The organism is Lentibacillus populi, assembly GCA_014642895.1.
Lineage (GTDB): Bacteria > Bacillota > Bacilli > Bacillales > Amphibacillaceae > Lentibacillus_C > Lentibacillus_C populi.
In genome coordinates, this window is the sequence record BMJD01000004.1 from 135680 (window position 1) to 149072 (window position 13393).

General features: G+C 38.4%; 18 protein-coding genes. 3 read left to right on the top strand and 15 right to left on the bottom strand.

Annotation, left to right across the window (positions count from 1 at the left end):
- Nucleotides 1-19: 19 nt before the first annotated feature.
- From IEX12_RS04810 to IEX12_RS04840, 8 genes are all read right to left on the bottom strand, one after another.
- Nucleotides 20-796, bottom strand: coding sequence for a class I SAM-dependent methyltransferase (locus IEX12_RS04810; protein WP_088051002.1), 777 nt, complete (start codon nt 794-796; stop codon nt 20-22).
- 27 nt (nt 797-823) lie between these two features.
- On the bottom strand, nt 824-1009 hold the full coding sequence (locus IEX12_RS23760) for a calcium-binding protein (RefSeq protein WP_088050548.1): 186 nt from the start codon (nt 1007-1009) through the stop codon (nt 824-826).
- Between the two features lie 27 nt (nt 1010-1036).
- A complete protein-coding gene (locus IEX12_RS04820; RefSeq protein ID WP_088050549.1) occupies nt 1037-1798 on the bottom strand; it encodes an RQC-minor-1 family DNA-binding protein in 762 nt (253 codons plus the stop codon).
- Between the two features lie 203 nt (nt 1799-2001).
- Nucleotides 2002-3195 carry a hydroxymethylglutaryl-CoA synthase gene (locus IEX12_RS04825; RefSeq protein WP_155554377.1) on the bottom strand — a complete coding sequence of 398 codons (1194 nt, stop codon included), beginning with the start codon at nt 3193-3195 and terminating at the stop codon, nt 2002-2004.
- Nucleotides 3196-3401: 206 nt separating this feature from the next.
- A complete protein-coding gene (locus tag IEX12_RS04830; RefSeq protein ID WP_102415128.1) occupies nt 3402-4142 on the bottom strand; it encodes a Fic family protein in 741 nt (246 codons plus the stop codon).
- Between the two features lie 672 nt (nt 4143-4814).
- Complete coding sequence (locus IEX12_RS04835; RefSeq protein WP_088050552.1) at nt 4815-5306, bottom strand: hypothetical protein; 492 nt, start codon at nt 5304-5306, stop codon at nt 4815-4817.
- 140 nt (nt 5307-5446) lie between these two features.
- Nucleotides 5447-5527 (bottom strand): putative holin-like toxin, encoded by an 81-nt coding sequence (locus IEX12_RS23765; protein WP_371871272.1) that lies wholly within the window; start codon nt 5525-5527, stop codon nt 5447-5449.
- A gap of 290 nt (nt 5528-5817) precedes the next feature.
- Nucleotides 5818-6240: a helix-turn-helix domain-containing protein gene (locus IEX12_RS04840; protein WP_088050553.1), complete on the bottom strand. Its 423-nt coding sequence runs from the start codon at nt 6238-6240 to the stop codon at nt 5818-5820.
- A 492-nt stretch (nt 6241-6732) separates the two neighbouring features.
- Between IEX12_RS04840 and IEX12_RS23770 the strand changes: the two genes are divergently transcribed.
- Entirely contained in the window at nt 6733-6816 is an 84-nt protein-coding gene (locus IEX12_RS23770; protein ID WP_371871273.1) for a putative holin-like toxin, read from the top strand.
- 381 nt (nt 6817-7197) lie between these two features.
- Here the strand turns inward: IEX12_RS23770 and sspO are convergent, their stop codons facing one another.
- On the bottom strand, nt 7198-7359 hold the full coding sequence (sspO, locus tag IEX12_RS04845) for a small acid-soluble spore protein SspO (protein ID WP_088050554.1): 162 nt from the start codon (nt 7357-7359) through the stop codon (nt 7198-7200).
- A 271-nt stretch (nt 7360-7630) separates the two neighbouring features.
- Nucleotides 7631-7849, bottom strand: coding sequence for a hypothetical protein (locus IEX12_RS04850; RefSeq protein ID WP_230856031.1), 219 nt, complete (start codon nt 7847-7849; stop codon nt 7631-7633).
- Nucleotides 7850-7968: 119 nt separating this feature from the next.
- Here IEX12_RS04850 and IEX12_RS04855 point away from each other — a divergent pair, with 119 nt between their 5' ends.
- Nucleotides 7969-8142 carry a hypothetical protein gene (locus IEX12_RS04855; protein WP_155554380.1) on the top strand — a complete coding sequence of 58 codons (174 nt, stop codon included), beginning with the start codon at nt 7969-7971 and terminating at the stop codon, nt 8140-8142.
- A gap of 93 nt (nt 8143-8235) precedes the next feature.
- Here IEX12_RS04855 and IEX12_RS04860 read toward each other — a convergent pair whose 3' ends face one another.
- From IEX12_RS04860 to IEX12_RS04880, 5 genes are all read right to left on the bottom strand, one after another.
- Nucleotides 8236-8811: a DUF6036 family nucleotidyltransferase gene (locus IEX12_RS04860; RefSeq protein ID WP_088050555.1), complete on the bottom strand. Its 576-nt coding sequence runs from the start codon at nt 8809-8811 to the stop codon at nt 8236-8238.
- A 7-nt stretch (nt 8812-8818) separates the two neighbouring features.
- Entirely contained in the window at nt 8819-9022 is a 204-nt protein-coding gene (locus IEX12_RS04865) for a PDZ domain-containing protein (RefSeq protein WP_088050556.1), read from the bottom strand.
- A gap of 89 nt (nt 9023-9111) precedes the next feature.
- Nucleotides 9112-9915, bottom strand: a complete 804-nt coding sequence (locus IEX12_RS04870) for an SDR family NAD(P)-dependent oxidoreductase (RefSeq protein WP_371871268.1) — start codon at nt 9913-9915, stop codon at nt 9112-9114.
- A gap of 3 nt (nt 9916-9918) precedes the next feature.
- Nucleotides 9919-10881 carry an MBL fold metallo-hydrolase gene (locus IEX12_RS04875; RefSeq protein WP_088050557.1) on the bottom strand — a complete coding sequence of 321 codons (963 nt, stop codon included), beginning with the start codon at nt 10879-10881 and terminating at the stop codon, nt 9919-9921.
- A gap of 79 nt (nt 10882-10960) precedes the next feature.
- Nucleotides 10961-12580, bottom strand: a complete 1620-nt coding sequence (locus IEX12_RS04880) for a M20/M25/M40 family metallo-hydrolase (RefSeq protein ID WP_088050558.1) — start codon at nt 12578-12580, stop codon at nt 10961-10963.
- Between the two features lie 68 nt (nt 12581-12648).
- Here IEX12_RS04880 and IEX12_RS04885 point away from each other — a divergent pair, with 68 nt between their 5' ends.
- On the top strand, nt 12649-13389 hold the full coding sequence (locus IEX12_RS04885) for a glycerophosphodiester phosphodiesterase (RefSeq protein WP_088050559.1): 741 nt from the start codon (nt 12649-12651) through the stop codon (nt 13387-13389).
- Nucleotides 13390-13393 lie beyond the last annotated feature (4 nt).

The following is a 13393-nucleotide window of genomic DNA, read 5'->3' on the forward strand; positions in this document are numbered from 1 at the left end:
CTGCTCCTGTGTTTCCGTATCATTCCCTTATTCCCATGACCCTAATTCGATGATAATCGGCAATCCAATGCTGATCATGAAAAATAGCTTTTGCCAAATCATTCTCAACGTTGGTAACTATTTTAGTGACAGTTCCATTGTCCAATCCTGCAAACATCGTTTTTCCAAACATATCAATCCAGTTTTTCAAACCGTTCATTCCTTCAAGTGGTGTTGGCCTTTCGAATTGTCTGGCAAAAATTACTTTAAACCCCGCCTGCTCCATTAAAGTTGTATATTCACCAATGCTAGGGAAATACCAGGGAAAACGTTCCTCACAATAGGTCAATTCTAAAATTTGAAATTGCTTTCTAATAGCACTGGTTATTGTCTGGACATTTCCCTTTCCGCCAAACTCAGCCACGAAACGGCCACCTTTTTTTAAACTATCAAATATACAACATAGCGCCTCATTTGCAGCTTTTATCCAGTGCAGTGTGGCGTTTGAAAATACAGCATCAAACGTTTCACGAAATTTTAATTCTGTTGCATCTCCAACCTGGAATGTTATATTGGGATATTTGCGCTGAGCCTGCAAGATCATATTTTTCGATTTATCAATCCCAGTAACATGAACACCAAAATCATACAGTCTCTTTGCTATATCTCCGGTTCCACAGCCGAGATCAAGGACAGCTTCGCCTTTTTTCGGCTCCAATACGTTAATTAAGTCATTTCCATACGTTGAAACGAATGCATGTTTTCCATCATAAAGTTCCGCATCCCACATATCGTTCTTTTTTCCCGGATTAACCATCAACTCTCCCGCACTCCTCTTGATAGATTATAGGTTTCTTGGAATATAAAATTCTTCATATTTCATCTCTTGATCCAAACGAAGACAATTTACATCGTATTTGGAAACAGATAATGGACCAGCTTCTTCTTTATATGAGGCTCGAAAAGGAAATACCAAATGATTCTGTAAATAGTGATAGTACTTTTCCAAGTTACCATCCGTCCCATCCATTCTCGCCCATTATTTAATAACAACAATCTAAAAAAATCCCCCAAGCAATTTCCGTTCGAGCCGGCACTCTTCACATCTTTTAGGGTCTGAGAAGCCTTTTTGTTTATAAAACTTCTGTTCACCGACAGTAAAGGTAAACCGTTTGCCGCAATCCCAGCACTTCAAAATCAAATCATGCGGAGTATAACCTTTCATTGCTTCATTGATTTCTGCTTGTCTTTGTTGGGCATTGTTCAAGTCAATTGGTTGGCCAGACTCCAAAGTATCGATTGTTCTCCGAATTTCAGCCCGTACTTTTTTATAATCTACTTTCTCCCAGGCTTCCAAATAAGAAATGTATCTTTTATTACCTGACTCCCTGGCTTTTTCCAGCAGCAATAAAATCATTTTACGATTGCGGTCTTTTAAATAAGTCATGTCTGGTGCAGGTTTGTTCTCTTCCAGCCACCTGTCCCATTCTGCCAAAAATTCATCTGCCCGTCGATCACGTTCAATGTGCCAGCCTCGATCGGTAAATATAATCATCGGTAGTTTTCCGGAGTATTGAATATCCAGAAAATCATGAACAATCATCCAATCTATTTTCTCCATCACGTTATCCGTTTTTTCAGGTTTGAAATAACCATAGACTGGACATTTGTCCAATTCCAATGCAAGTACTTTTTTCTCCCGTGACCCTCTTAAAATTTTCGCAAGCAGCGTTCTACCCCCCTCTGCAATAATTTCATCAGCTGCCCGCAAAATGGCTAAAATTTCGTTTTCTGGTAGAGATTCGATCGTTAAATCCATTTTACAGTTACTCCTTTCTTATTACCCTCCGGACAAAAGAACATAAACTTTTTTATATTATATCAATTTCATTAAAATGTGTCAGTTCAAAAAGAGAGCCAGCGGTTTGCACGTCGAGATTCCGTTAATTTACGTTGATTTCACGCTTAAATTACATTGATAAATAGTGCTGATAGAAAAAACCATAGCAAATTTGCTATGGTTTATTTCATCACAGGAACCTTCCCAAAAACCTTATTCACATATTGGCGTTTATTGTCCGTTATCCCTGCCAAGCAAATTGTTGCGGGATCTTTCTCCAGGTCCAATTCCATTGTTGAACTGTCAACTGGCAATGTTTCCTGAAAAATTTCCTCATATTCTGCAACGGTTATCTCTATTCTTGAGGAAAATAACTGCTCATGCTCTACTACATGCAAATGCTCACGGTAATTTTCCTCCAACTTACCACTGAAAAATTCTCCTACCGCTCCGGATCCGTAACTGAACAGTCCGATTCTTGAACCGGCTTGCAAGTTTTCGTTCAGTTCAAGAAGGGAAAGCAGGCTTAAGTACAATGAACCGGTGTAAATATTCCCGACATTTCGATTATATTGCGTGCTGATTTTGTAGTTTGCAAGTAACCGCTCTCTGTCTTCGTCCGTACCTTCATCCAAAACTGTCTTCAATGCCTTGAATCCCATCTTCGTATATGGCAAGTGATAACAGATCGCTTCAAAATCGCTTAACTCAAGACCTGACTTCGCCTTATACTGGTTCCAGACTTTGTTAAAAAATGCAATATACTGTTCATTAGAAAATTTGCCGTCTACAAATGCTTTGTCAGCGTGTATTGGGCGCCAAAAATCCATAATATCCTCAGTTAAAAAGGCACTATTTTCTTCAAGCGTCATGATTTTTGGATCTGCGCTGATTAGCATGGCAACCGCACCCGCTCCTTGGGTTGCTTCTCCCGATGTATTCAGCCCATATCTCGCAATGTCTGAACCTAATACCAATACCTTGCTCTTCGGATTCAGCGCAATATGACCTTTTGCCATTTGGATGCCGGCAGTCGCCCCGTAGCAGGCCTGTTTCACTTCAATCGATCGGGCATATGGGTTAAGCCCCAATAAATCATGGACATAAACTCCGGCAGACTTGGAATTATCAATACCTGACTCCGTCCCAAAAATAACAAAGTCGATTGCTTTCTTATCCTCTTCGTCCAAAATTTTCAGTGCCGCATTTGCCGCCATTGTAACGGAATCCTGCGTAATTGGAGCAAGCGCCATTTTCTCCTGTCCAATTCCGATCGTATACTTTTCCGGTTCCACGTTTCTGCTGACCGCCAATTTGTTCATATCTACATAAAGATGTGGTGCATAAAAACCTATTTTGTCTATTCCTATTTTCAATGTTAATCTCTCCTGCTAACCAGTTTAAATTTGAATTGCGCTATGGAAACGGTACTCCCAAATCGCAATTTATCAAGTGATTCATTTCACAAATAAACACAATCTTTAACTAAACACTATAAATGATAATACAAACGAACGCGAAAGACAATGAAAAGGTTGGTGTGGACTATTAATCTCCTATCTTTTATCAAGTGAGATGTATGTTATCTAAGTGTATCCAAATAATTCTTTAAACTATTAGCAGCGCACTCAGAAATCAACCTGATAAATGGTTCTACATGCTGTTGCAAACTTGCCATCTCTAACGATTGATAATAGTGAAGTCGTTGTTCACTTTCCGCCTTCACAATTGCGGGCGGATACCCATTTTTCATTAAAATTAAATTCATGATTAATCTTGCAGTTCGCCCATTCCCATCGGAAAAAGGATGAATATAGACAAATTTAAAATGAAATAATGCAGCCAGTTCCACGGGATGCAGCTTATTTTTATTTTCTTCATACCAATTAAATAATGCATCCATTTCATCCTGGATTTGCAGAAAATGTGGAGGAGTATGTCTACTACCAGAAATCCTGACATTAACCTGTCGATACCTTCCAGCATTTTTATCATCGATCGTTTTCAGTATGAGATAATGAATCTTCTTAAGGACATTTTCATTGATAGTCCGGTTCACATTTACATATTGTTCAACAAAATCAATGGCTTCGGCATGATTGATCACTTCCAAATGTTCCTGAAGCCTTTTTCCACCAATGGTTAGTCCTTCTTCCAGTACAATCTTTGTTTCATTTAGTGTTAAAGTATTTCCTTCTATGGCGTTTGAATTATACGTCCATTCTACCCGATAAACTTCAGTGAGGTTTTGTACAACCTCCGGCGGAAGCGGTCTGTATTGATCCAGCTCATTTTTTAATTTTGTTATCGCATCAAAATTCATTCCAGATCCCTCTTTTTCACAATATGTCATGTACTGCATAGCCTTTATATATCTTTTCTACACATTAATCAGAATATCCTCTTTATTTTGGGGCTATTCTAAACTGTAAATATCACTGTATCAATTGGAAAAACATGACACCGCTAATTGAATGTCATGTCCTTATTTAATGGCCAATTATTTTTAAAATTTTAACTTTATACATCATGAATAAGCTATAATTATTTGGCTAAGCAATAATTCTACTTCTCAAGGGAGGTGGCTCACTTCTGTTGCTCGTCGGAAGCCATTGGATAATCAATGTCACGACGGGAGGAGGTGATGCCATGGACGAACAGACCTACCAGGCTTTGTCCCTGATGATTTTGTTTGGGACGCTGGTAGCAATGATTATGTCCAATAAGAAATAAGACCTCCCCTCTGAGTTAGCCGCTCTAGTCGGGAGATCTTTTCTTCGGACAATGAGCCGCCCCTTTTGACGGGTTAAGTCATTGCACCGTTCCATGTTTGGTGCATGGAACGGTTTTTATATTCTATGCTATGTTATTCTTTCTATGTATAGTATACCACGGAATTGGCGTTCGTACACGTATTTAAATACTATTTAAAATTTCTTTAATAAAATAATAACAGAATTAGGCGCTGCTTACAAATTACACAGTGTTACATCCTTCAGAATGGTAAGTCGTCATCATTAATATCAAATTTATTTTTTGTATTTCTATCCCCATATAATGAATCAACATCAGGTTCCGGAAGTTTATCCATGTCATCCGTAGTGTTCTCTAATTCTTCCCATGTTGTACCAAAAGGGACACCACCTGATGTATAGCCGGCAATAAATGCAAATGTTTCATTACTAAAACCATCCCATTCTTCTTCCGTTTCCATTTGTTTACGTGCCTTTCGTTTTTTAGCGGTCCGTTGCTTTTGTAATTCATTCTCTTTCAATTGTTGTTTGTATGCAGAACTATACGTGTAACCTAGCATTTCTAACTCTTTGACAGCACAAAGTTTATTTACCCCAAAATGCTTGCTGTAACCTTTTACAAGATTTTTGCCGTCATACTTTGGGATCCAGTGTCTGGCAGCTTGTAATCGTTGTGGTCGTTTCATCCGCTTATGTCTGGGCGTGTTGGATTTCTTTTTCTTACGCTTCCCCATTGTTGCATTCACCTCGTCAACCATACTAAACCTTATAATTAGCTTGCCACTACTAAAGCGCTTATTGTTTAAAAATAATAAAACCGAATAGTGCTGCAAATCACTAATCGGTTTTATTAATGATTATGCTGCTTATGGGGTTATTTCTTTTGCTCCGACAATACCGCGACCATCAATGTTGCAAACGATATCATCAGTACAAGCGTCTCGAATACAGACATTTTGCATCTCCCTTTCCCTTTTAACTTAAAGGAGTTGTGCTGTTTTATCCGATTCCTGTATCGTAAGCGTGGTAAAGTCGCTTCATATGTTTATTAACTCATTTCATCATCAATGAATAGCTGCAAATTTTTAGCATCACCCTCCTTCTATTTCCGTTTTATCCAGCAACCAAATTATTTCATAATGTTTTTGATAACTTTTCCAAAAAATAATTATATTTAATGGTATGGGCGAACTAGCTTGTCCTATTCCACTTTTTTAAAAATTATGCAAAAAAAAGACGAAGCATCTAAAGCGATTCTTCATCAACGTAAATACATTTATGTAACGGCGGACATCCTAGAACCATCCAAATTTTAATAAACAGTTCCAAACGCGGCTGGGATATATTGTTAAAAATTTTGCTTATATTTGGCGGCTTCATTTTCAATTGATCGGCAATATCCTTTATATAGATATTTTTATTTTTAGCTATCTCCTTAAATCGGTTTTTAATGACAGGTTGACGATCGCCCTCCGAGAACGGGTTAACCATGTCAAACTGTTTGATTTGTTCGATTTTCTCCTTGATACAACCAACAATAAATTCTTCCAGTTTATAATCATCGTTTCGATTCTTGTCCCGATGTCGATTAATCAGGTTTTCCAACTCCGTTATTTCCTTCAGTTGATCATAAGTCTCATCTTTCAGTTGAATTGTCACTGTTTTCACGTATAAATCACCTCACAGTTGGAAAAATGAATAATGGAAAGGATGATAGAAAATGATAAAACATAATGATAAAGAAGATGTGATTGACGTTATTCATGAAACATTTGATAAAGGGAGAAAAGGCTAAAAATCTGGACAAGCCTTACATGCATGACTTGCTTGGAAACCTGATGAAACTCCAATTGTGAATGAATCAAATGAAGTCAAAGGACAAGTCTTGACTTCATTTGATTATATTCCGTTTTTTGATCTTCCCTTTCAGAGAAGGTATCTCTCCTTATTACATATTCTGTTTATATCTAAAAAATACATGTTTTGAAGCGATCATTATTTTTTAAAAATAACAAATTGCATTATATTTTTCACTGGATTTATCATTACTATGTTAAATTGGCTAAGCAATGATTGACTTCTCAAGGGAGGGTGGCTCATCTCTGTAACCCGTCGTTAGCCATTGGTTTGTTCAATGTCAGGACGGAAGGAGGTGACGCCATGGACGAATCAACCTATCAGGCTTTGTCCCTGATGATTTTGTTTGGGACACTGGTAGCAATGATTATGTCCAACAAGAAATAAGACCTCCCCTCTGAGTTAACCGCTCTGTTCGGGAGATCTTTTTTTCTGGACAATGAGCCGCCCTCAATTGATAAGGGTTCTGTCATTGCTACCGTTCCATGTACCAGCATGGAACGGTTTTTTATATATTATGCTGTATGATACTTTCTATGTACAGTATACCACGGATTTATGGAATGTAAACATTCAAAAACTCATTCTTTTGGCTTCGATGGAAAAAAGTATAAGACCAAACGAAATCGATAATGAAAATTAGCCCCCTTAGCATCCTGATAGGAAAGATGGTTTCGTTTCAAAATTCCTGCTTAAGACATGACGAGGATCGCCACAACATAAAATATTCCCGTATGCTGTGGCTACTGCTTTTTATCTTACTGCTTATCACTGCCGTTTCTTCGTTTTTTTATTATTAAATTTTTCAGCCTCTGTTAGCGGTTCATTCGCAAATTCATGATCAAATTGCCTTGACAGTTTTCCCCTTACAGCTTGCTCGTCACTTATCCCGCCATTTACATTTAAATCCTTCTTCATCTTCTTATCCATTTTGCATACACCTCCATCGTGTTATTTTGTACGGATATCACACTGTTATCCTAAATCCAAAACAGTGGAATCCGAATTTACCATCTTAAAATCGGTAGGTTATAATCAACAATCAATACCAAACTTCGTTAAAGATAAAATTTACAAAAATAAAATTATTATTATCAACGATAATGAAGAGATTTTAAGGTATCTGGATTACTAAAAAACCCTTCACAATACAGCCACACTCCTTAACTGGAATGCGGCTGTATTTCATTTCAAGGTAAAACTAATCCCGTTGATGCTTCCCTTTTAACGAGGCTGTTGCGCCCCGATGACCTTCCTCTTTTTGGAAACCTTTATCCAATCTGCCAGCATTTTCAATATCACCAGATGCCTTGTAGCCGGCAATTTCCATATTGGATGTCGTTCCATACAGACCCATACCACCTAATTCAACATTAATGTTTTCTTGCATTTCTTCGTTATTATCTTTTTTATTCGCCAATCCTTCCACCTCCTACCGATAGGTTAACCAAAGCAGAAAGGAATATGATAAGGGGACTGTTTTACACGAGAACGTATGAAATTGTCCTTATTCCGCAAATTAAAAAAGAGAATTGACAAATGATAATGGAAAATAATAAAAAGCAAGAACGAAACCCGAGTAGCGGAAATGACGATCTGAACGGCGGGTTAGTTGAAGATCATTTGAATAGCGATAATGCTTTTAGCGACAAAGGCTTAAATAACCATCGCTTAACCAGGGAATCGATGAAGAAGTCGAATACAAATACTTGATTGTCTTTTATTTGTTTTAAGAAATTCTAACAAAGAAGCCCTACCATAAAGGGAGGGCTTACCTATACATCCGTTCAAAGTTTCAAGTTGAGCTTATTCATTAAAATCTCTTTCCAGTTGCTCCATCCATTCATTCAGTAACTCAGTTTCTTTAGGCGATTCTGTTTGACTGAACAAATAACCTTTATCTATTGAGGTAAAATTACTTGCAAGCATTTTTGCCGCCCAGAAGTGATCTTCCACGGATTTCCAATGAACAGCGGCACGTAAGCGATCCATTATAATATCTTCAACAGAAATCACATATACGTAATTTTCATCGTCTATTTCTAATTTTGTAACTCTACTATAATCCCCAGCTAAATCACTTGCAGGAATTTCTATAGCTATTTCCAAACCTTCGTGATAAAAATATCTACCTTCTTTTTGAAATCCTAACGTAAAAAGAATATTTGATATTTGTTGATAACCATCCGAAACAAAATCAATATCCCTGGTTGTATATTCATTTTGTGTGTAGATCTCAACGGACAGCCCACCCACAATGATTGGTTTTATATTTTGCTTATCTAACAGTTGCGTGATAACGGATGCAGTTAACAACATCGCCTCAAATTTTGGTATATTCTTAATACCTCTTAATTTCTCAATTGCTATTTTTTCATCCATAAATCAACTACCTTCTTGAAAAACCATCTAGGATTTTAGCTTCAGTTGGATTTTTTGGGCGAACTCGACCTTTTCTTAGGTTCTTATTGTAAATACCTAATGTAATCTGTTCCATTGCCCGTTGGCTTCTATAGGAATTTTGCCTTATTCGATTTTGTATTTCCTTTAATGTTAAAGTGGACATATTTTCATCATTTATTATATCTGTCATACAGATACTCCTTTTCGAATAATAGATGTATAGTTTAAACATATTATAGCATGTCTATTCAAAATAATAAATTTTTGCGAAAGATTCATTTACTTCCGATTAAACTGCTTCCGCAACAAAACCTCCATCACACCTGGAAATAATTGATAGAACTTGCTTCCGGCTTCCATCCAGTGTGGTAAATTAATCTCCCGCTTTTTTCTAAACAGGTTTTTTACCACTTTCCTTGCCGTCTTATCCGGATCAAGCATGTAACGGGAAACGCTTTTCTGATAACTGCCGCTTGGATCTGCCGTTTTAAAAAAGTTTGTTTTTACTGGGCCTAGATTAACAGCTGTTACATAAATTCCCTTTCCGGCGACCTCCATCCGCAATGCGTTAGTAAAACCGAGCACGGCATGTTTTGTCGCAGCGTAAACGGCTGATTTCGGTGTTGCAATTTTCCCTGCTTGCGAGGCAATATTGACAATATGACATTTGCGCCGGTTCGCCGAAAAATGCGGAAGTAACAATTGTGTCCCCTGGATTAACGCATAGACATTTAATTGAAACATTCGCTCTATATCTTCCATTTTGATATCTTCCACATAGTCAAATACTCCTGCCCCAGCATTGTTTATTAGCCCATGGATGTTTTTATGTTCCAGCAAAATTTGCTGTATCACATTCGAAAACGCATCTCTATCTGTTATATCAGCCTGATATACATGTGCGGTTATATCAAATGACCGTTGCAGCTTTTCTTTCAGGTTCTCCAGTTTATCAATCGACCGAGCGATCATAATCGGTGTCCCGCCATTTTCAGCAATATGCCACGCGATACGCTCACCGATTCCGCTTGATGCACCCGTTATAATAATTGATTTGTTACGTACGTTTGTCTCCACAGACATCACCTATTTCACTTGATAAAAAAGTTGACCGTCATCCATTCTTACTGTTACCTTACCCTCTTCTTCCAAAAAATCAAGCTGCCCAATCGTTTCGGAAATCGTTAAATCAAGCTGCTCTTCAAATTTTTTCGGAAATAGCTGCTGACAAATGGCAAAAGGTGTCTGTTCTTTTTCCTGGAGGATGTCAAACACTTTTTTTGCTCTTTGCTCCTGTTTTTTCATGCGCATTGGAATCAACTCATCCACATTCGAAAAAATTTCTCCGTGTCCAGGATAAACAGTGTTAACCCCCAATTTCAGACACTTCCGTAAATTGGCCCGGTATTGCAGCAGTGGCTTTGGACGCTCCTTTTCCCCATCATGCGGCGGCTCTAAAATCGGATTCGGCGAAATAGATCTGAGCAAATGGTCACCACCGATAAACGATCCGTCCGCTTCACGGTAAAAAGATAAATGGCTTTGCGCATGGCCCTTTGTCTCTATCACCTGCCATTCTTCATGGCCAGGTAAACGATCCCCCTCATTAAGCTCCACCGTTAACTCTCCCTCACCGATCAGTGCCAGTGGTGCTTTTAATTTATCCAACTTCTCTAAATACTTGTTGGGAACCCCGGATAATGCAAAGTAATCTTTATAAAATTGCTCATACTTTTTCAGAAATGCTTTATCTCTGGTTAGCCAAGGTTCGTTATACTGATGGCCAACAATTGAGTAAGCCCTTGGAAATTCGCCTACTAGCCCGATATGATCCGGGTGATGGTGGGTCAAAATATGTTGTTCAATATCATTTGGTGCATAGCCAAGCTGCTTTAATTGGGCTACTAGTGCCTCCCACGCTGCTTTTGTTTTCACACCTGCATCAACAAGTGACAATGTATCACCTTTTAAAAGATAAACATGTACATCCCCTACTGCATATGGTGTTGGGATTGTTATTTTGGTAATCGTATCATGTAAAACTTTCATCAATATGCCCCCAAAGTGAATGGTCATTCATTTATCTCTATCTTACCCTTTTTCCCCGTTTTTGTCACTTATGTTCAACCTAATTAAGCAACCGTTTAATCGCACTTGTTAAAATATCCGGCAAATACTCAAAGCTGTATGTTAGTTCCAGGCGCTCGGTCCATTGGTGCGGATCCCTGCCAAGCGGGCCAATGTTTAATACCGGCATGGTCAGTTCCTCTATCACCTCTTCCGGAAAAATAAATCCATTATTTTTTAGCGGCATATTTGTTGTCAATTGACTGAGCTTACTGCTTTTAGCTGATGGCGGACCAACATAGCTCAAATCGGATAACCCGGTAAAAAATTCGGCGACCGTTAAATGTATATTGTATGAACTACGGGTTTGTTCTATTGTATGATCAATGACATTTTTTATATACGGATCACCATAGGATGATACAGCAGGATAAAATGGCGGACTATAAAACAAAACAATCATTGGGCCTAAATCTTTACACAATGACGCCAAATCCTGTACAAGCAGTGTAGAAAAATCACGGTCCCCATGTTCCCGCTTGCTGACCAATAGATTTTGCCGTCTCGTAATTTCCTTTTGACCATAGCGTTTAACAGCTTCGCCATATAATTCCTCATACATCAAAACGGTTACTTGAAAATCGGGCAACGAAAAGTCATTCGCCACATCGGAAAAATAGCTGGCTTTTTCTTTCACATAAGCTTCAATGTCTTGGCCCGCTTCCTTAGCAGCCATTAATAGTTTTGTATTTATTTCATGGAAAGGCTGTTTTAAATACAACACATTGTACATCGCAATCGCCGCATTTGGCATCTGTACCGAATATGCCTCTTTTAAATCGCGCTGCATCAGACTTGTTGGCGGTGGTGTTACCTCATCACCGATTTTCTCAATAAAAGCTTCATTCAATTCCAAATGCTGAGAAAGAAAACTGATCATCAGGTTCGGGTTGATACCAGAAAACGGCTCCCCAACATGAGCCTCTTTCCCATAACAGTAAAAGCCGGGAAGCACTTTTCCGATCGATCCTGTATATACATAATAATGATCATCTCCTGGATATTTGCTAAACATTGGTTCGCTGTTTAAACAAGCATTATACGTTACGTTTTCTTGTGCTTTTAATTGCTTCAATACGGGAAGGGCGGTCAGCATCCCTTGTGAATTAACTTCTTCATCCGGGACCGTCAACAACAGAATATTGCCGTCAAATTCATTGTTCATTGCTTTTTCAAGCATGGCTAAATGGAGTGCAAGGCCTGCTTTCATGTCCATTGTTCCCCTGCCAAACAGCCATTCACCCGATGCTAGATCCTGCTGCACCTGTTCCGGGAGTTCTCCCTTAATATGTTCCATCTCTTTTGTTAGTTCCTTTGGACGGAAGGCAAGATTCTTAAGCGAACCATAATCCTCAACTTCCACGACATCAAAATGGCTTAATAATATTACTGTCTTTCTTGCATTTCCCTTTTTAACGAGCGCCGTTAACAATCTTCTGCCATCGTCTAATGGATGTAACGTTAGAAGTTCAGGATGCTGCTGGAAGTATTCTGTTTGCATGAGCAAATGATGCAGATACTCTGGAAGGGCAATTTCTGCGGGACTTCCAGTAATACTTTGATGGGAAACGAGTGAACATAATAGATCCGTTAGCGCCTCTTTCGTTTGCCAGTTTTTCATCTAGATTTCCTCCCTGAAAATTGACTTTTCGTTAAAATTGCAACACAATCGAACGTGAGGTGAAACTTTTGACTACAAACATTATCGCGCATCGTGGTGCATCACGACTTGCGCCGGAAAATACGATGCCCGCTTTTAAACTAGCGTATAAGCTTGGTGCAGATGGAATTGAAACCGATGTCCAGCTAACAAAAGACAATATTCCTGTCCTAATTCATGATGAACATGTAAAGCGAACAGCCAACGGAAGAGGGTTTGTTAAAGATTTTACGTTTGCTGAGCTGAGAAAATTGGATGCTGGTTCCTGGTTTTCCAAAAAATATACTGGAACGAAGATCGTTTCTTTAGATGAATTCCTGCAATGGATCAAACCCAGGCCGTTATATTTAAATATTGAGTTAAAAAATACTAAAATAGATTATAAGAACTTGGAAACAATTGTATACGATATGCTAAAGTCTTATCAATTATTAGATCGTACAACGCTCTCAACATTTAACCCCGTCAGCGTACAACGAATGCAAGACCTATTCAGTGATGTCGAGATTGCCTTATTAACATCAAGGAGAAATCGAAATCTTGTTCATGATGCAAAAAGGATCGGAGCGAATGCGCTTCATATCAAATATCGGCTGCTTACCCCATCACTCGTTGATGCATGTCGGCGTAAAAAAATAAAGGTTCGTGTTTATACCGTTAACCGGCCAATTAAGATGGCAAAGTGCTTTGCTTTAAAAACTGATGGTATTTTTACCGATGTACCTGATCTGGGGTTAGAACAACGAAAACAATTCCATCAAACAAATTAAATTA

What these genes read in the sequence shown, in the direction of transcription:
- IEX12_RS04865 (WP_088050556.1), bottom strand. Translation starts at nt 9,022, where the DNA reads ATGACAGATATAATAAATGATGAAAATATGTCCACTTTAACATTAAAG.
- IEX12_RS23770 (WP_371871273.1), top strand. Translation starts at nt 6,733, where the DNA reads ATGGACGAATCAACCTATCAGGCTTTGTCCCTGATGATTTTGTTTGGG.
- IEX12_RS04820 (WP_088050549.1), bottom strand. Translation starts at nt 1,798, where the DNA reads ATGGATTTAACGATCGAATCTCTACCAGAAAACGAAATTTTAGCCATT.
- IEX12_RS04855 (WP_155554380.1), top strand. Translation starts at nt 7,969, where the DNA reads ATGATAATGGAAAATAATAAAAAGCAAGAACGAAACCCGAGTAGCGGA.
- IEX12_RS04835 (WP_088050552.1), bottom strand. Translation starts at nt 5,306, where the DNA reads ATGGGGAAGCGTAAGAAAAAGAAATCCAACACGCCCAGACATAAGCGG.
- IEX12_RS04810 (WP_088051002.1), bottom strand. Translation starts at nt 796, where the DNA reads ATGGTTAATCCGGGAAAAAAGAACGATATGTGGGATGCGGAACTTTAT.
- IEX12_RS04870 (WP_371871268.1), bottom strand. Translation starts at nt 9,915, where the DNA reads ATGTCTGTGGAGACAAACGTACGTAACAAATCAATTATTATAACGGGT.
- IEX12_RS04830 (WP_102415128.1), bottom strand. Translation starts at nt 4,142, where the DNA reads ATGAATTTTGATGCGATAACAAAATTAAAAAATGAGCTGGATCAATAC.
- IEX12_RS04880 (WP_088050558.1), bottom strand. Translation starts at nt 12,580, where the DNA reads ATGAAAAACTGGCAAACGAAAGAGGCGCTAACGGATCTATTATGTTCA.
- IEX12_RS04860 (WP_088050555.1), bottom strand. Translation starts at nt 8,811, where the DNA reads ATGGATGAAAAAATAGCAATTGAGAAATTAAGAGGTATTAAGAATATA.
- IEX12_RS04875 (WP_088050557.1), bottom strand. Translation starts at nt 10,881, where the DNA reads ATGAAAGTTTTACATGATACGATTACCAAAATAACAATCCCAACACCA.
- sspO (WP_088050554.1), bottom strand. Translation starts at nt 7,359, where the DNA reads ATGGATAAGAAGATGAAGAAGGATTTAAATGTAAATGGCGGGATAAGT.
- IEX12_RS23765 (WP_371871272.1), bottom strand. Translation starts at nt 5,527, where the DNA reads ATGTCTGTATTCGAGACGCTTGTACTGATGATATCGTTTGCAACATTG.
- IEX12_RS23760 (WP_088050548.1), bottom strand. Translation starts at nt 1,009, where the DNA reads ATGGATGGGACGGATGGTAACTTGGAAAAGTACTATCACTATTTACAG.